General features: G+C 63.9%; 15 protein-coding genes. 8 read left to right on the plus strand and 7 right to left on the minus strand.

Translation table 11 applies throughout. From position 1 onward, the window contains the following. Positions 1-3: 3 nt before the first annotated feature. On the minus strand, positions 4-2,109 hold the full coding sequence (locus IPG63_07540) for an ATP-binding protein (GenBank protein MBK6727100.1): 2,106 nt from the start codon (positions 2,107-2,109) through the stop codon (positions 4-6). A 150-nt stretch (positions 2,110-2,259) separates the two neighbouring features. On the opposite strand from IPG63_07540, the gene IPG63_07545 reads away from it, so the two are divergent. Then, on the plus strand, positions 2,260-2,685 hold the full coding sequence (locus tag IPG63_07545) for a hypothetical protein (GenBank protein MBK6727101.1): 426 nt from the start codon (positions 2,260-2,262) through the stop codon (positions 2,683-2,685). Between the two features lie 62 nt (positions 2,686-2,747). On the opposite strand, the gene IPG63_07550 is transcribed toward IPG63_07545, so the two are convergent. Then, positions 2,748-3,395 carry a hypothetical protein gene (locus tag IPG63_07550; GenBank protein MBK6727102.1) on the minus strand — a complete coding sequence of 216 codons (648 nt, stop codon included), beginning with the start codon at positions 3,393-3,395 and terminating at the stop codon, positions 2,748-2,750. A gap of 231 nt (positions 3,396-3,626) precedes the next feature. Here IPG63_07550 and IPG63_07555 point away from each other — a divergent pair, with 231 nt between their 5' ends. Further along, positions 3,627-4,331: a hypothetical protein gene (locus IPG63_07555; GenBank protein ID MBK6727103.1), complete on the plus strand. Its 705-nt coding sequence runs from the start codon at positions 3,627-3,629 to the stop codon at positions 4,329-4,331. Between the two features lie 185 nt (positions 4,332-4,516). Further along, positions 4,517-5,410 (plus strand): WYL domain-containing protein, encoded by an 894-nt coding sequence (locus IPG63_07560; protein ID MBK6727104.1) that lies wholly within the window; start codon positions 4,517-4,519, stop codon positions 5,408-5,410. A gap of 85 nt (positions 5,411-5,495) precedes the next feature. Here IPG63_07560 and IPG63_07565 read toward each other — a convergent pair whose 3' ends face one another. Next, positions 5,496-6,008 (minus strand): DUF3368 domain-containing protein, encoded by a 513-nt coding sequence (locus IPG63_07565; GenBank protein MBK6727105.1) that lies wholly within the window; start codon positions 6,006-6,008, stop codon positions 5,496-5,498. Then, a complete protein-coding gene (locus tag IPG63_07570) occupies positions 6,005-6,337 on the minus strand; it encodes a UPF0175 family protein (GenBank protein MBK6727106.1) in 333 nt (110 codons plus the stop codon). The genes IPG63_07565 and IPG63_07570 overlap by 4 nt, the downstream gene beginning before the upstream one ends. A gap of 358 nt (positions 6,338-6,695) precedes the next feature. On the opposite strand from IPG63_07570, the gene IPG63_07575 reads away from it, so the two are divergent. The 3 genes from IPG63_07575 (at position 6,696) to IPG63_07585 (ending at position 10,401) form a co-directional block, all read left to right on the plus strand. Continuing rightward, a complete protein-coding gene (locus IPG63_07575; GenBank protein MBK6727107.1) occupies positions 6,696-8,195 on the plus strand; it encodes a hypothetical protein in 1,500 nt (499 codons plus the stop codon). 40 nt (positions 8,196-8,235) lie between these two features. Continuing rightward, the gene (locus IPG63_07580) at positions 8,236-8,712 is read left to right on the plus strand and encodes a hypothetical protein (protein ID MBK6727108.1); all 477 of its coding nucleotides are present in this window, start codon (positions 8,236-8,238) and stop codon (positions 8,710-8,712) included. A 147-nt stretch (positions 8,713-8,859) separates the two neighbouring features. Further along, a complete protein-coding gene (locus tag IPG63_07585) occupies positions 8,860-10,401 on the plus strand; it encodes a hypothetical protein (protein MBK6727109.1) in 1,542 nt (513 codons plus the stop codon). A 2-nt stretch (positions 10,402-10,403) separates the two neighbouring features. On the opposite strand, the gene IPG63_07590 is transcribed toward IPG63_07585, so the two are convergent. The 3 genes from IPG63_07590 to IPG63_07600 form a co-directional block, all read right to left on the minus strand. After that, the gene (locus tag IPG63_07590; GenBank protein MBK6727110.1) at positions 10,404-11,183 is read right to left on the minus strand and encodes a hypothetical protein; all 780 of its coding nucleotides are present in this window, start codon (positions 11,181-11,183) and stop codon (positions 10,404-10,406) included. A 143-nt stretch (positions 11,184-11,326) separates the two neighbouring features. Then, positions 11,327-12,181, minus strand: a complete 855-nt coding sequence (locus IPG63_07595) for a hypothetical protein (protein ID MBK6727111.1) — start codon at positions 12,179-12,181, stop codon at positions 11,327-11,329. Between the two features lie 488 nt (positions 12,182-12,669). Beyond that, on the minus strand, positions 12,670-13,680 hold the full coding sequence (locus IPG63_07600; protein ID MBK6727112.1) for a restriction endonuclease: 1,011 nt from the start codon (positions 13,678-13,680) through the stop codon (positions 12,670-12,672). 400 nt (positions 13,681-14,080) lie between these two features. Here IPG63_07600 and IPG63_07605 point away from each other — a divergent pair, with 400 nt between their 5' ends. Both IPG63_07605 and IPG63_07610 read left to right on the plus strand, forming a co-directional pair. Beyond that, positions 14,081-14,641: a DUF3267 domain-containing protein gene (locus tag IPG63_07605; protein ID MBK6727113.1), complete on the plus strand. Its 561-nt coding sequence runs from the start codon at positions 14,081-14,083 to the stop codon at positions 14,639-14,641. A gap of 120 nt (positions 14,642-14,761) precedes the next feature. Next, positions 14,762-16,411, plus strand: a complete 1,650-nt coding sequence (locus IPG63_07610; protein MBK6727114.1) for a hypothetical protein — start codon at positions 14,762-14,764, stop codon at positions 16,409-16,411. Positions 16,412-16,898: the final 487 nt, after the last annotated feature.

Below are 16,898 nucleotides of genomic sequence, written 5' to 3' on the forward strand. Positions count from 1 at the left end.
CGGTCATTGCGACCAAGTGAATCCCATCCGATGGCGCCGACCATCCTCCTTCAGCGCGCATTCCGAGCGTAGCGCCACGGCGAGAGCTTCGGCGCTTCGGAAAGGCTCGAATCGGTGGAGTCGGGCCATCGCCGCGAAGTCGCCTGGCGTCAGCACATCGAGTCCACGCAGGAGACCGACCATCCCACTTTCGGTGGCATCGAGACCGAGGTCGGCACAGACGACCTGGAGGAGGTCGGAGGCCTGATCGGGCTTCAGGTAACCAAGCTTGAGCTTCAGATCGAAGCGACGCAGTGCGGCCTGGTCCAGCACGTCCATCAGGTTGGTCGACGCGATGAACACGCCGTTGAACTGTTCCATCTGCACCAGCAGTTCGTTGACCATCGACAGCTCCCAGTTGCGCTGGCCATTCCGCCGATCGCGCAGGAATGTGTCGACTTCATCGAGCATCAGGATGGCGCCATCCCGATGGGCTTCGCGAAACGCCGTGGCGATGCCCTTTTCGGTCTGGCCCACGTACATGCCAAGCAGCTCCGACGCCTTGCGCTGGAGGAGTGGGCGTTCCAGGTGACGCGCGAGCCACGCTCCCAACGCCGACTTGCCCGTGCCGGGCGGCCCGTAGAGACAGATTCGTGCCGCCCCTTCCCGACGAATGCCTTCCGCGATCGACACCAAGTCGGCGTCTGTCGTCAGGTATCGCGGGTCATAGTACGGGGGCAATGCGTCCGCGCGACTCAGTAGCGCAGGCTCACCTTGCGCTCTGAGCGTGCTGTCGATCAGTCGGACCACGGCACCGGACGCGCCGATCGAGTCTGCTCGACGCTGCGCCGATGCGACGACCGCGCATGCGCGCGACAGCAAGGCCGGCGTCACGTTGGCGGACTCGGCGATCCGTCCGGCATCGGCAGTGTTCACCATGGCGCCGGCATAGCGCTGGACGAGTTGCTTGCGTTGCAGCCGCGGCGGGACGCCCAGTTCGATGATGCCGTCGAAGCGACGGACGAAGGCCGGATCGAGGTCATCGATCGAATTGGAGATCCAGACGGTCGGGACCCGATTGTCTTCGAGCATGCGGTTCATCCACGCCTTGTGCGACTGTGCGGCACTGCCACGCAAGCCGATCACCGATTCCCGGAAGACATCCTCGGACTCATCGAAGACCAGCAGCGCATTGCGCGCATTCAGCAGCGACTGTGCCAGCCGATGCGCCTGCAGGCGCATCTCGCCGCGCAACAACTCACCGTCTTCACTCTCCGAAGCGATCTCGAAGGCAGCCGCACCGACCTCGGCAGCAAGCACGCGGGCGAGTTCTGACTTCCCCGTGCCGGGTCGTCCGTAGACCAGCAGATTGACGCCAATGCGACCGCTGGCGAGCGATTCGGCAAGGTGAGGAACGAGGATCGTCAGCAGGTCCTCGACATGCACATAGTCGTGTCGGACCAAGGTCGGTACTGCACATCTCGAAACGGCATGTGCTAACAAGTCGACGACGTCCTCGGAGGGCTGCAGGAGAGCATCCGCGAATCGCGGTGACAGCAGCGCGATGCGATCGTCCAGCGTCTGGCTCGCCCGGGGCGAGACGGTCACCAGGCCGCTCTTCAGCAATGGTCCGGTCGGAGCCAGAGCCTGGCGGACATCGGTGATATCCAGCCGAAGCACATGGGCCAATGTCGCGTGCAGCGTGTCGCGGGAGCCATTGCCCGAGTACAAGGCTGCATTCTCCAGAATCGGATCGAGATGCAGCATCGCGACGAACTCCATCAGTCGTCGCTCCCGCGCGGTCAATCCGACCAGTTCGCCCAGCCTGGACACATGCGCAGCGAGAGCGACGGGTACGCCTGCCTCGGTTCGTGAGGCCCAATGCTCCAGGACCTGAAGGCGTTCCCGCATTGCCTGAAGACGGGCCTTGTCGCAGTCGCTTTCCACCCACGGACCAAGGCCCAGCTTCTCGGCGAGCGCGTCGTCCGAGAATCCGCTGCGACTCAGGAATTCGCTGCCGCCCTTGACGCGCGTGAGCATGCGCATTGCCCAGAGCATCGTCAGGGTCGGCGGCTCTTGCGCGCCGGGGTTCCATGCTTCTCGATCCAGGGGGATGGTCGCGGTTTCCATGAGGCCAGCATCGCGCCTTGCGCGACAGGACATGTCGCATGACGTCGACCAGATTGGCGCCTTGGGTTCACGCGACTACTGCGTCGATGCGGCGATCCAAGCCGAAAGCCGCATGCCACGGTCGAAGCCCGGACTGGCGAGGAATGGCCCGTGCGCGGCAGAATCGACTGCAACCGGCCTGCTCAGTATCACGAGGAATCGCGCATGACTTCGAAAGCGAACGAGTATGTCGGTGACCTGATCCTCGACTACGACGACGGGCACCACCATGAGGAATACACGGCCGAAGTCACGCGGGCGTCGATCGTAGGCGACGACTGGATCGTCCAGTTCAGCGGAACCGACAGCGACCTCGGTCGCTACATCGGCGAGATGCGCCTGCACTGCGCCGGCAAGACCTTGAAAGGCCAAGGCACGTTTCGGTCCGACCGCCAGCCCGCCGTGACCGCCACGATCAACGCAAAGCTACATCGGAAAAGCAAAACGCAAGCAACCTGCGAAGGCACCTGGCACGAACCGGGCGATGCAAGCGCTTATGCGATGACGTTGGAGCTTGTGGCGGCGAGGCCGCAGTGACTTCCACCAGTCAGCCAGTCACAGACATCGTGATCCAAGCCCGCATGTGAACCGCTGATTCGTCACTTACGGATCATGGCAACCCATGCGGCCCAGGCTTCGTGCTGGTCGCTACTGCCGTGCCTGACCCTGCTGACCTTGCTCCTGGCGAACTCAACGCGCATCTCGTGTGAACTTACGCAAGCCTTGACCTGCTTCTCCCACTCATCCAGATAGCGTCGGACTCGGCTTGTCGCGCTGGTGTCTTTCCGATCCGGAATTGTTGCATCGGTATACCAACCCAGCACGCCACATTGGAGCGGAGATTTTCCCGCAGTTCGATTCAGCGCATCGCACAGGCGATCAACATCGCGTTGGATCGCGTCATTCCACACATACACCGGTGACTTGATTTCGATGATCGCGCGTGGAGTTTCGTTGCTGTAGTACGCCGTGAGGTCAAATCTGGCCTTCTTGGGTACGGCTCGCGAGCGTCGTCCGCGAAGTTCCGCCTTAGCCGACTTAAGCACCGTCGAACGTTGCTGCTCAAGATGGACCCATCCCTGATCACCGAGCGTCTTTGCCAAGCGATCCGCCACTCTGGCAGTGACGTAGTACTCGGGAAGCTCGTTCAGCCACATGCCGAATTGTTCGCCCGCCGCACCGGCAGCGTCAACGATGCCGTCAAGTACGGCCTTCTTGATTGCGGAAAGCGGAATTGCCCTAGACATGCCCCCTGCCTCCGTTGTGATGAGAGCCTGCAGCCTACCGCATGCGACTTCCCGGCTCATGCTGCTCCGCGGCAATGTTCGGCGACCGGTGCGACGTAGGGTGTCGCATTGGTGAGCACACTGCGCTCCCCTCAACGGAGAGCAGTGATGAGCGATGTGCAGGAGCAAGGGGGTGCGGAGCCCCTGTCGGCTTGGTACTGGTTGTTCATGCCCGCCGGTGCCGGACTGATCGTGATGGCGATCCGCAGTGTCGGGAGGCAGGAGGGTGCGCACGTTTGGTTGGTCGGGATCGCGGCATTGACCGGCTATGTCGCGTTGTCGAGTGTGGTGTGGCGCGTTGCGGACTGGCTACGGCGGGAGATGATGCCGGTGGCATTCATCAGCACGGGCTTTCTCGACACGATTCGGGTGCGCGTGTTCTGGGCAGTGGGGCCGCAGTTCTTCGGGCTCTTGTTCCTGGCGCTCGCGGGTTGCATGTCCGTGGCTGGCTGGGGCAGTCCGTCGAGATCGAACAAGTCGGTTGCGGGGACGCAGACGGTTGCACCGGTTGCAGTTGTGCAGACAACGGAGGAAAAGCCGGAGGAACATCGCGATCCGGCGCCGGTGAACGCCAAGTCTGCCACCAGCCTTTGCGCCAAGCCTGACGTGCTTGCCCTGGTTCGCGATGAGATCCACGGCGCCTTGATCATGCAGATCAAGGTGACGCATCGCGTGAACCTCGACATGGCGCAGATGCGGCGCATGGCTCGCATCGACCTTGGCAACGTCCGCGAGGTACAGGAGGCACCATACTTCATCGACTGCCTGGCCAGTTTCGACCAGCGCGCCGACTCGACTGCTGCGGAGTATGGGCTTACCGCCGTTCACGACCCTGAGCTCACGTACTGGATCCAGCGTGATGCCTCGGGCAATCTGCAAGTCGGCGTCGGAGACTGAGGGCGACCATGGGACACGAACGCGACGCACACCTGCCGGTGAAGTTGCTGGATGCATTGCCGGTGGACGGGCATGGCGCCACCGTGCGCGAGTTGATGCAAAAGCTCGGCCTGGCTGAGAGTCGCACCGTCGAACGCCGGATCCAGCGCCAACTGGAGCGGCTGTGCGAGTCGGACGTCGGGCGGGTGGAGCGGGTGCGCGAGCGATTGGAAAGCGATCATGCGCGAGCGATCCGCTATCGGAAGTTGTTCGCCCAGTCGGGGTCGTCCGGAGTACAACGCTCCAAGAGGCTGCAGGTTGCCATCCAGGCCAAGCTTGTCCTCGACCATCTGCGCCCGGTGCTGCCATTCGATCTCGGCGAAGAACTCACCGCGAGCTTGCGGCAGGCGGAATCGTCGTTCGAACCGCTGCGTCGCGCCCGGCAAGTCGTGTGGACCGACCGGATCCGCGTGGTGCCTGCCGGTCATCCCCTAAAGGCACCGCGACTCGATGCCAAGGTTCAACGTGAGGTCGAGACCGCCATCGATCGTGGGCGACAACTTCGGATGCGCTATCGCCGAGGACCGGACGGCAATGCGCGGGAGATCGTCTGTCACCCGCTGGGCCTGCTGTTCCGACCTCCGGTGCTGTACCTGATTGCGCGAACAGGAAGGCGCGATCCGACGCAGTACGCATTGCATCGCATGGTCGAAGCCGAAGCGCTGGCGTCGCCCGCGGACACGTCCGACTTCGACTTCGACGCGTACCTGCACAGCGGCGCCGCAGATATGGCTTGGAGCGATCGGCCACTGCGGTTGGTCGTGGCGGCAAGAGCGGCGTTCGCGAAGATTTGGGATGGCACACCACTCGGTGACGATCAGGCCATCACCCCGATGGTCGATGAGGACTACCCGTGGCGCATCAGCGCGACCGTTCCCGATTCGCACCTGCTGCGCGCCTACCTGCTGAGCCTTGGCACCGAAGTCATCGTTCTGGAGCCACGCGAGATCGCGGATTGGGTGGTTGACCAAGCCACCGCGATGGCTGCGGAGATTCGTGCCCGCCTGCGCCGAAAAAAAGGAAGGCCGGCTTCGTCCTGAGGGCGGCCGTGCCACATGCGAAGCCGTATCAGTTGCGCATCATCGGCCTTGCGGGCGCGATCTTGTCACGCGGTCTGCGTAAGGATCAGTCTGCTTCAGCCGCGAGCTTCAATGCTGCGTCGATGAGGGCCTGTGAAATGCGGTAGCCGTTGCTCTGTATCTGAGCCAGCGCGGGCGCGATGCGATCGATCCTGCCGATGCGCTTGGCTTGCAGCAGCACGCCCAGTACGCCGAATAACGGCACGCCTTGACGAATGGCGGTCTGCCGGCCGCGGCGTTCGTCCATCAATACGCCACACCCCAGTGCGTGTGCCAGGCTCAGCGCCTGCGCTTCGCCTTCATCCAGATGACTGGCCGCGGCGGTGTAGATGGCGTCGTCACGGTCGGGATGCACCTTTCCGTGGACCTGCACGAAGGCGGCGATGTCGGCGGCGCCGAGACGCGATCGATCCACCGTGGATTCGCGGAGCACCACCTGCGGCACATGGACCCCATCGAACACCGCGATGAGCAGTTCCAGGTGACCGCAACCAGCCAGGGCGATCAGCGGTCCGGAATCGGAGACGACAACGGGCCGCTTCGACGCCGGCCGACTCATTGCGCCGCATCGAACGCGGCGAGTTCTCGCGTCAGTTCCGCAGGATCGTGATCGACCACAGCGATGCCCTGTTCGCTGAGATGCGCCAGAAACCGGGCCAGGCTCATCCGCGCCAACTTGGCGGCACGGGCAGAAGTCAGTTCGCCGTTCTTGAACAAGCTGACGGCCATTGCGGTGTGCACGCCTGCCTCCAGCAGATCTTCGGTGAAGGGCACACTGACGAACAGTGGCTGCCCATGGCGGGTAACCAATGCCAGACGTCCTTCCTCGGCCTCGCGGCTCAGGTCGCCAGAGCGTTCGCGTAGTTCGCGGATGGTGAAGGTTTGCATGGCAGCCACCCTAATTGTTACCCAATATTGGGTCACGAAATGGGCCGCGCGTCAATGCTCAGTCTCGGCACCGACGCCATTCACGCTGAGCCGCGCGAAATCGCGGGTTGGGTCGTCGATGAAGCCACCGCGATGGTGCACGCAGGTCCTCGCGCCAGCGCCAAAGGCACGGCAGGCCCGACCCGTCCTGACGGGCATCCATGCGACATACCACGTCGCATGAATCAATAACCTGAAGCCTCGCGCGGGCGTCGTCCCGCATCCAGGGAGGCAGATGATGGGAGCACCCAAGACCAGGTCCCGACCGTCCGTTGCGGCGGCCCGGAAGGAACACGCCGCGGAACTTCTTCAGTCGCTGGTGCGGGAGCTGCAGGAGGGCATTCCGTTGCAGACGCCGGCGTGGATTGGCTGCATCGTCGGTTCGCGCATCACGGTGCTGCGCGACGTGGCCTCTGGCCAATGCATGGTGCTTGCCGGGGTCGATGCAGACAGCGCGATGTCCTTCCTGGACGCCGGCGTCGACACGCTGTTCTGTGCCCCCAGTGATTGGCTCGAAGCCTGGGTGGGCGCCCGTGGCCGTGATCATTCCGATCGACTGGGCAAGGACGCGGCCGAGGCGCTGTCGTGGTCGAATTCGGACGCCGAGGCGATGGCCGCAAAGCTGGCGAAGCTGCCCGTTGCACGAGAGGCAAGCCGTCGGATTGCAGAGTCCCTGCTGCTGAATGCCGAGGATCTCGACCTGGCGCGACGCCTGCGGCGGCAGTCCGCAGGGACCGAAGGGAGCGCGACCTTCGGTCATGTGCAACAGGTGCTCCAGCGGGGAGCGCTGTTGCGCCGGGTCGCTGGCGAGCACCCGGCGTGGCTCACGCTGGCCGCGCAGCAGTTGCGCTTCGGCTGCATTTCGCCCTATCGGGACGTCATGCAGCAGCTCAAGTCGCTGGCGCGCGCGGAGGGCATGAGCCATGCAGCCTGGGCGCAGCTGGTCGCGGACGGGCCACAGTTCCCGACGACGTCCGTCGCGGCAGCGTCAGTGCCCGCTGCCGTCGAGGACTTCGGGATGAAGGACGAGGCCGCCGAGTGGGAATTCGTGGTCGCCGCCGGCAAGTCTCGCCACTGGCTCGGCGGCTACTGGCCTTCTCTGCATCCGATCTTTGGCGATCGCATCGTCCGCTTCACGGCGCAGTACTCGCCGCGCTGCGACTGGGTCGAGTTTCTGCTGCAGGCGCTCGGTGAGGAACTTGAGGCGCACGTTGAAGCGTTCGAGTCGGCAGCCGAAATGGAGAACGAGTTCGTGCAGATCGCCGCCACGCTGCAAACCTACGAGGACGTGTCCACCGATCTGGCGCTCGACGAGGATGAGCACTTCCAGATCGTGACGCCGCCGGGCATTCCGGAGCCGCCACGCCAGCGCGGCTGGCATCGGTGGCGGCGCTGGCGCTCGGCGATGGATCGATACCTGGCGCGACCATTCTGGGTACCCATCGCTCACCTCGAGCAAGGGGCATTCTGCGCAGACGCGCTGACGAGTCGCTTCGACCTGAGCGAGGAGTCGGAGACCATGCGCCACTGCATCGCGAGGTACACCGGTCGATGCGAAGCGGGCACCTACGTCGCCTATCGCATCCGGACGCACGGCGGGCACGCGTTGGCGACGATCGGAATCGACCTTGTTGGCCGCACCGATGAAGATGGTGTCGTGGCAACGCACGCCATCCTTGATGAGGTCAGCGGACCCGGCAACGAGGAAGTCAGCGAGGCGGTCCGACACTTCGCGACCTGGGTCGTTGCCCGGATCAACCAGAAGTTGCCCATGTCGATCATCCAGCCGGGAGCCGATCCCGATGAGGCGGACGCATGATCGCGTTGCGCCCTCTCCAGTGCGGCGCGGACGGATCGCCATGAGCCTGACGAGCGCAGTGAATCCTGATCGCTACAACCTGCTGCTGGAGCGATATCCAGAGCTGTTTCCAAGCCCCGGTCAGGCCAACCATCGGACCCGCCCCCGGTTCGACTTCGGCGAGGGTTGGTTCAACATCGTGGAACGCCTGCTCGGGTGCTACGCATGGACGCTGGTTGTCGATTCCGAACTCCGCGACCAGCCGCCGGTGATCCTCGCGATTCGCGAGCACCGCGGTGCGCTGCAGATCGACTTCGCCGCATCGGCACCCTGGTGCAACGCGATGGCGCGATTGGCCGAAACCGAAGCTTCGCAAGTCTGTGAAGTCTGCGGCGAGCCGGGTGCGTGGTCCGAGGCAGATCAGGGGCAGGTCCGTTGCAAGAGTCATCGCCGGCATTGCCGCATGGACGATCTGGACTCGGCGCCGGGGACGGACGGACGACCACGGCCGATGATCAATTCGCGTCCATCGGAATAGCGACCGATCCAACCGGGGCGTGTCCGCACCTGCGGTGGCTTCTGAAGCTTCGTCGAATGGTCGATACGACACATGCTGTCGGCATCAGACTTAGGCTGACTCGTCCACGGCGGGAATGGTCCTGCCAGAAGCGACGGGGCGTTCACCATGCGAGCGTCGAACTTGGGCAGCGGTCGGAAAGGCGTCGACGAGACACTCGGATTCTTTGCGGAAGTGGACGCGTCGATCCTTGCCGAGATGGCAGAGATTGCCGAGTTGCACCTCCCCGGTTTCTCGGGTTGCCGCATTGGCGGTCGCACGACCATTCTGCGGGACCTGGAGTCGGGACAGTTCCTGGTGACCTGCGGGGTTGGCGAAGCCGACGTCAGGCATTTCCTCGACAGTCCCATCCACGGGTTGTTCTGCGAACGCAGCGCGTGGCTCTACTCGTGGGTCGAAGCCCGATATCGCGATCGGCTTGCCCGGTTCGCGTGCAAAACGGGACCGGCGCTGATCGCCTTCCAGGATTCCCCTGAACGGGCTGCGATCTGGATCGCAGCACGACTGAGCGAGAGTGAGGTCGCGAAGCAGGCCAGCGCCCGAGTCGCCGCATCGCTGGCGATTCCGAGTCATGCACTCACCCTGGCGCAGCGAGTTCGCCAAGCCGAGGGATCCCCTTCCGCCGCCATACGCTTTGGGGACGTGTCCGTCCTGCTCCGCGCGGGCATGGTGCTGGAGCGTCTATCGATTGAACATCCCAAGTGGCTGGCATTCGTCACCGTCCGGATGCGCGCCGGTCTCCTGTCGACGCAATTCGATGCGATGGCGCAGATGAAGCGCCTTGCGCATTCGGCTGGCGCCAGTCATGCAGCCTGGGCCAGATTGGCGACAGAGGGCCCACAACCACTTGGCGCACTCAATGAGTCCAAGCACGAGGTGCGATCGAATACGGAGACGCTCGATCAGGAGTTGACCCGCATCGTGGATGGTGCAAAGGCGCGGCACTGGCTTGGGCGGACTTGGCACAACTTGCACCCGGACATGCAGGCGGCCATCGCCACCATCGTGTCTGCGTACGCCGGCTGCATGGACATCGTGGAGCCGGTGTTACGCGCCTTGGATGCCGAGGCAACGCGTCGTTCGGCCCTGTTCGATGGACTGACCGAAATCGAGAACGAGTTCCGAGAACTGATGATCTGCCTGCTGTCCTATGTGGTCGTATGCCACGACCGCGGTCGACGTATTTTGCTTCCGCGCCGGGTGCAAGTGCCGAGTCGACACCGCTGGCCCGACTGGGTGCGCTGGGGCCATCGCTTCCGCATCCGAAGGGCATTCCCCTTCTGGATCCCCCTATCGACCTACGCCGCCGGGGACTTCATCGCCGAAGCATTGTCGACGCGTGCCGACATCGAGCATGAGGGACAGAGGATGTCGAACTGCATTGCCGGCTATGTCGACCGCTGTTCGGCTGGGCACTATGTGCTCTACCGGATCTCTGATCGCGGTGGCTCCACGGTCGCCAGTTATGGCGCGACGATTGATGTGTCGATGACCACAGATGGTCGCCGAGAAGCCACCGGCGTGATCATGGACGAAGTGTCCGGCCATGCGACCAGCCCCGTCGACCATGCCGTGGCGGTGTTTGCGGAACAGCTCACGGAACAGATCCGCCGTCGCCTTCCGTGCGAAGTGGTCGAGCCCGGTTGGTGAAGTCAGCTTCGTTGCGTGATGGAGGCCCGCTCGATCTCCAACACGCTCTGGTCATCTGGGCGTTCGCGCCCGATCAAGGCGTGTTCCTTCCGAGTTTCCGCAAGCAACAGGCTCATGCTCGGCAACGCGTCTGCTGGTCTCGGACAGGATTGTGCAACCACCATCGCGTTCGGCGACGTGGTGCCGAGGTACTTGATGGGGGCGAACGCAGAGTCTGTGTCGCCACCGTACGTCACCGCGAGAATGTGGCTCGCACGCTGGAGCTGGGATCGCAAGCCGGCATCTCGGGCAATCATGTCGCTTGCACAGTGATCGGGCGCCCCGTCGACTCGATGAAAACAGAGGATGCGTGTGTCCGCGAGACAGGCATGCAGGTCGGCGAAGTCAGTCCCGATGACGCCTGGCGAGAGGAAGTCGACGCAATGGCGCAAGACGTCGAGTGGCGCTGCATCCGTCACGAGCAGCGCATCGAAGAATCGCAGCATCCACTCGTGGTAGATCGTCGGCCCCGCGGGGAACTGATTCGCGCCCTTCTCCGCGCAGACCATCGGCTGAACCAGTGCCAGTGTTGCGCGGCGGCACAGGTCGGCCGTGCGGGATGGCCACAAGGGGTCGGAGGCCTCCGCGACGACGAACAGCAAATCGACATGCTCGCCGGAGTCAGCAACGCCTCGCGTGCTCAAGAACTCGTGTGCGTCGAAGTCCGATGCGGCGCTGCTGTCGCTGGTCGCCAGAGTGATGACTGCATTGGCCTCGGGCAGTCTTGCTTGCGTGATCTTCATGTGGGTACTCGATGCAAGGCGGGGTGCGTCGAACGCTCCATGGGGAACCTCAAGTTGATTAGCGGAACTGGATGAAGGAGCAGTAGGCGAGATCGATATCGCCTTTGCAAGGCCACTGCGTCCCGAGGCGAATCGATGCCGGATCAAGTCGGCGACTCCCTGGCACACAGCGCGGAAATCAGGCGAAGCTCCTTCGATCGGCTCGACCAGAAGCCCGACTTGGACGTGAGTCGCCGCAGGTCGTGCAATTGCTCCGCCCAGTCGCATGCTGGCCTGGTCGATCCGGATCGCACGAGCAGGGCGATCTCGGCGCTGTTCATCCTTTCTATACTTGGATACAGCGCAATCGAGCGAATCGAGCCGGGTTTGACTCGCTTGGTTTCGGTCCCGGCGACGTCGAGCGGTGTGTAGGGAGCGTTCGCCATGACGACGGAAGGCGGCGCAGATGATGGGGTCGCGTCAATCCGCACGGCATTCATCAGTGCGGTATCGATGAGGCCGCCGTGGTCTCTCTTGATCCGAAATTCTTCAGCGAGTCGCGCCGCCGTTCTGCTTCCTTCGGCGACATGGTGCCGAAACTGCCAGACGCCGGCGAAGCGAATGAAATCCGTCTGCGTCTCTCGCAGCAGGAAGCCGAGCCATAGCCTGACGACAGCATCCACGTCGGATGCAAGTGGGATCAAGGCGTCGAATTGGCTCATGGATGCATAGAACTCTGCGGCGCCGCAGGCGAAGTCCGTTGCACGGGCGGATCCAACATCGGCGCCGATCACCACGCTGCAAGCGGCTTCATCGACCACTTCGTGTGCTACGTCAGGCCACTCTGGGTCTCGAGGATCAGGAACCGCGATCAGCAAGTCCGAGCGCGATCTCGTGGTCGGACAGCCCGCTACCTTCAATAGCGCATGGGTTCCAATGCCCGGCGAGTCGGACACTTCGCCTGTCGCCAGCCGGACGACAACGCTCTTTCGAACGCACATCACTTGGCTGATCTTCATTGCAGATCGGGCCGCAACGGCCCGCCGGAACAGCGCCGAGGCGGCAAGACTTCGAAAGTCGACTCCAGTCTTCTCCACACCCGCATGACACTTCCCGCCGAGACCACGCGGGCATGTTGGGTGGTGATGCGACATCACGTGTCGCACGGGCTTGCCGTCATCAGGCCGGGATCTGGCATACTTCCCAGAGCGATGCGATGCATCACAAGTCCTTCAAGGCGATCTCTGGTCGCTTCTTCAACGCACACTCCCAGATCACGGCAACGCGCCAGCCTTGGGACAGCAGTTCCGATACCACTCGCGCATCCCGCGAACGGTTGCCCGCAAGCTTGGCTTGCCGGCCATTTCGGAACACGGCCGAAATCGGTCACGATCGACCGAAACAGGCTGTCACGGCTTCCCGAAACGACCGGACACGCCTTACCGAAATCGGCGGTCACGATGGACCGAAATACGTACCATGTCGCACCGAACAACCCGTCGCGCGATCAGCGCTTCGGAAAGGCTGGGCTCAACAGATGAGCGCCGTACTGAAGGAAAAACAGTGCCACTTCCTCGCCAATCAGCAGGCTGACAGGCTTTCCGGTGTCGCTTCGCAGCTTCGCCAGCGCTTCCTCCAGCGTGGGTCCGGGCCGGGCCGCGGTGGAGACGATCAACCCAGCCTCGGCATCGGGATAGGCCTCGAAGGCCCGCCGGATGTCGTCGACGGCCTGCGTGTCCCAGTGTTCGTCGACGAACGACTTGACCTGGACCACGCATAACGTCTGTCCGACCTCGCCAGTCAACGGATGTCCATTTTCGATGGTCACCAGGATGTCGGCGCCTCGGTCTCCGGCGCCGCCTTGGAGCCGAACATCCACGACTCGCGGCATCGCTTCGAAGATGCTGGCCATCAGGCCTTCGAGCGAGTAGTTCGGATGGTTGCGCTGGATGTCCTCGGTGATCTTCGCCAAGTGGGGGCGAATGTCCTTGGCCAGAAAACCAAGGTTGGCGGTCCTGGCTGCCGATGGGAGCGCGCTGCAATCGCCGTTCAGTGCGGCAAGCAGCTCGTCGAACTCGCTTTCCGCCGAGATCTGCCACTGCCGCTTCTGCAATTTCAGCCGCGCCTGCAGCGCAGGACGCACAAATGACTCATTGCGTCCGAACTCCCTGACGCTCGCCGGATCGACCTTGAAGCGATGATTGAAATCATCGTCCCGCCATTCCCAGCAATAAGGGGACGTCACCCGCGCCAACGTGCAACGCCCCCAACTCGGGACATTGATGTAGACAACGTGGTCGCCGGGATTTAGGCGAAGCAGGAAATTCTGGAAGCAGTCCGCTTCGTCAGCCGACAACGACGCGAAACCCTGCGCCTCGATGCGCTGTTGTAGCGATCTCAGGTCCGCAGTTTCGACATAGCTCCAGCCGAACCGGCCTTCGCCCTGTTTCAATGACTCGAAGACGCGGTCCGCATTGTCGGCGTCAACTTTGAGGGCCTGAATTCTGCGTTGCGTCATGGATGGCTCCGAGGTTAGTGCCTGGTGAGATTGACGTTCAACTGAGTGTGGCGAGTACCGCATCTTGAATTCGCTTGGCCCGAGCGAATCCGATCTTGAGACCCGCCTGGCAGGTAGCGCAGCACGCTGAATTCCGACGCCAGCCAGGGCTCGATCCGCCTGCGGTATTCGTCGAGGCGGACGAGGTTGTTGCTCAGCGACTGCAACCAGGCGAACGCATCGGGTTTCTCAGCTGTGGACACCTGGCGTACTCACTCGGGTTGACTCGGGAGCGACCGATCTTAGCAACGTCCTCCCGTGATCAAATCGCCACTTCCAGCTTCTTCGATCCGCGGACGATCCGACCATGCGCCTCTATCACCCCGACCGCCCGCAACCGCCACCGAACGATGGCACCTGGATGCCGGCGCAGTTCGGCTTCAGCGAGACCGAAGTGCGGGTGGCCACCTATGCCGGCATCCTGCTGATGCTGGGCTTGTTTGCCGCCGGGCTGTATTGGGGCGGGCCGGAGGCGCTTGCGGATCTCAATGGTCTGGTCAAGGCCTTCGGGAAGGTGGGCGCGATCAGCCTGATCGTGTTGGCGCCGCTGACGTACCTCTTCGTCCACGAGGGCATGCACCTGCTGGCTTTCCCCGACCGTGGCCGCTCGGATGCTTCGCTGGTTGGCGTGCTGCCGTGGGCGGTGTTCGTGCTCTACAACGGGCCGATCTCGCCGCGGCAGCTGCAGCGGGTGGTGCTGCGGCCGCTGTGGCTGCTGACGCCACCGCTGTTGCTCTGGTTCTTCTGGCAGCCCGGCGCCCTCAGCCTTGCGGCCTTGGTCACGCACCTGCTGGGCTGCAAGGGCGACGTGATGATGTACCGCAAGCTCGCGCGCCTCGACGGCGTCGAGACGATCTGGACGACCGGACGCGAAGTGTGGTTTCGCAACGCTTCCTCCGAAGCGCGGGAGGGTGATCAGTAACGACCCTTGATCCGCCAGGCCACCACTTCGGATCCGACCACGCCCGGTCAAGCCATCGCACGGAGTCCCGGGGATCGACACCCGCTCAAGCTTTGAGACCTCCGGGTGCATGATGCCCCCATGTCCTCCGACGAAGCCCTGCTGACCCTGCGCATCGAAGGCACCGCCTACGCGGTGTCCATGCGGCGGACGTACGAGCACCACGAGTACCGTCAGGCCTGGCCATTCCCGGCCGCGGACGATGGCGTCGATGATCCGGCCGTCGTGGTCGACATCGTGCGCTTCGACCATGATCACGAACATCTGGCCGGCTACACGCTGGCGCAACTGCTGCGTGAGGACGACCCGAGCCCGATCCGGCGTTTCCTACGCGAGCGCGCGCAGCAGATGCCGCGTCTGCAGCCCTGGTTGCGCGGCTTCGGGCAATGGCTGCAGGAACGACGGTCGCGGCGTGGCCTGCGCAATCGCCCGGAGCGCTTCCTGCCGACCGATCCAGCGGCACCATTCCGCCTCGTCGGGTTGCGGTCCGCGCTGCTGGACGCACTCGAGGCCCAAGGCGAGGTGCGCCAGTCCGCATCGGCATGGGTCGGGCGTCTGCGCAACTGGCCCGGTCTGCGCCAGGACGAGCGCGACGCACTCGACATCGATGCCGTGCTGGCAAGCCTCCCCGCCGATGCGGGCATCAGCGGACCGGATTTGCGCGCGCTCGTCGACATCGGTGCGCTGCGGCTGAGCGTCATTCCCGTCACGGTCACCGGCACCACGCAGCTCGACCTGCGCCCCGTGCACGTCGACCTCTGGCGGCGCCTGCCGCGGGCGCGCAAGCGACGCATCAAGGACGTCGTCGAACTCCTGCGCGACCGAAGTCTCGGCTACTCGCTCGAACGCCGCTGCTGGGACGACCTGTTCGGACCGATGGAGATCTGGCGCGCCTTCGATCATCGCGGCGATCCGGTCCGTACCCGCGCCTTCCCGCGCGGCGACTACCCGAACCGCACCGAGGCAATCCGGGCGGCGCAGCGCCACGCCGCGAAGATCTATCCAAAGCTGTCGACGCGCGGACGCTGGTCGCATCACCGATTGACCGGTGGTGCCCGGTACCGGGAGTGGCTGGTCACCCTGCCGTGGTATCCGCCCGGTTATTTCTCCTCCCACTTCGAGCAGCGCAACGTGCTGCTGCACGTGCGTTGCGACGCGCGCGAAAGCCCCGACGGCGAGCGCGTGCTTTTCCTGCAGGAGATCCAGAGCGACTGGGCGCAGCAGGCGCGGCGCGAGGCACGGCAGGGAACGCTCGCCACGCCAACACCACCATGGTGCGACGAATGGCCGGCGCTGGCATTGAAGCTGATGCTGCTGCACGCGGTCGCGCAGGGCTTCGACGCGTTGGCCTGGTCCACCGGCGAAGAACAGGTGCGGCGCTGGGACGGCCTCGGCGCGCCTGGGCTGCGCGAACTCTACGACCGCACCCTGCCGCGCGAGGCGAAGCGAATGCTCAAGCCGTTCGGCCGGGACGTCGAGCCGATAGCGTTCTACCGCCCGGTGAATTTCACGATCGAACCGACCGAGGACGGCTACCTCGTTCTCGACGACACGGGTGAAGTCCGCGCCGAGTGCAAGCAGCGGCAGGAGGTCGCTGCCGCAATCCCCTGCGGCGGCCTCGAAGATGCCGTGACCAAGCCCGGGATCCGCATCGACGCCGACCTGCGCGGTGCGCTGCGCGAACGCGGCTTGTGCGCGTGGGGCAATGCGATTCTCAAGTCATCCTCTTAGCCCGGCTTGCGAATTCTCCCAGGCGGGATTGCGAATCCCCCTCGGGACGACCGCGTCGCCCGGCGCGACGCTGGACTCGCCGGATCACGCCGGCCTGCCGGAGCTTCTCCATGAGACTCGTGATCCTGTACTTCGTCCTCGCCCTGATGCTCGCGGCACCGATCGCGACCGCGGCCGTGTGGTGAATCGGGTGGACTGGAACAGCTACCCTGCGCGCGTGACCGCCGACGACATCCCTCAGCCTCGCCGCTACCTCGTCATCAACTTCGAGGCCACCTGCTGCAGCCATTTCGTTACCTCCATGACTGCTCCGGTTGCTTCCGGCTGGAGCGGTTGCCGGGCGGGACTTGCACCCACTGGAAAAGCGCCGCCTTTCACGGCGCATACCCGAAGCGGTCATTGAGAATCACATAAAGGTGGGCGATTCACCCGTTCGTGGAGGCAAATCCGGTTGACTTACCCAACGACGACACTGCCGGCCCGCCCG

The sequence above is a fragment of the Lysobacterales bacterium genome (assembly GCA_016703225.1).
In the GTDB taxonomy this organism is placed as follows: Bacteria; Pseudomonadota; Gammaproteobacteria; order Xanthomonadales; family Ahniellaceae; genus JADKHK01.

Excerpts from the sequence above, each read along its gene's own strand:
- IPG63_07610 (MBK6727114.1), top strand. The coding sequence starts at position 14,762 with ATGTCCTCCGACGAAGCCCTGCTGACCCTGCGCATCGAAGGCACCGCC.
- IPG63_07585 (MBK6727109.1), top strand. The coding sequence starts at position 8,860 with ATGCGAGCGTCGAACTTGGGCAGCGGTCGGAAAGGCGTCGACGAGACA.
- IPG63_07590 (MBK6727110.1), bottom strand. The coding sequence starts at position 11,183 with ATGAAGATCACGCAAGCAAGACTGCCCGAGGCCAATGCAGTCATCACT.
- IPG63_07580 (MBK6727108.1), top strand. The coding sequence starts at position 8,236 with ATGAGCCTGACGAGCGCAGTGAATCCTGATCGCTACAACCTGCTGCTG.
- IPG63_07600 (MBK6727112.1), bottom strand. The coding sequence starts at position 13,680 with ATGACGCAACGCAGAATTCAGGCCCTCAAAGTTGACGCCGACAATGCG.
- IPG63_07550 (MBK6727102.1), bottom strand. The coding sequence starts at position 3,395 with ATGTCTAGGGCAATTCCGCTTTCCGCAATCAAGAAGGCCGTACTTGAC.
- IPG63_07605 (MBK6727113.1), top strand. The coding sequence starts at position 14,081 with ATGCCGGCGCAGTTCGGCTTCAGCGAGACCGAAGTGCGGGTGGCCACC.
- IPG63_07540 (MBK6727100.1), bottom strand. The coding sequence starts at position 2,109 with ATGGAAACCGCGACCATCCCCCTGGATCGAGAAGCATGGAACCCCGGC.
- IPG63_07595 (MBK6727111.1), bottom strand. The coding sequence starts at position 12,181 with ATGAAGATCAGCCAAGTGATGTGCGTTCGAAAGAGCGTTGTCGTCCGG.
- IPG63_07570 (MBK6727106.1), bottom strand. The coding sequence starts at position 6,337 with ATGCAAACCTTCACCATCCGCGAACTACGCGAACGCTCTGGCGACCTG.
- IPG63_07565 (MBK6727105.1), bottom strand. The coding sequence starts at position 6,008 with ATGAGTCGGCCGGCGTCGAAGCGGCCCGTTGTCGTCTCCGATTCCGGA.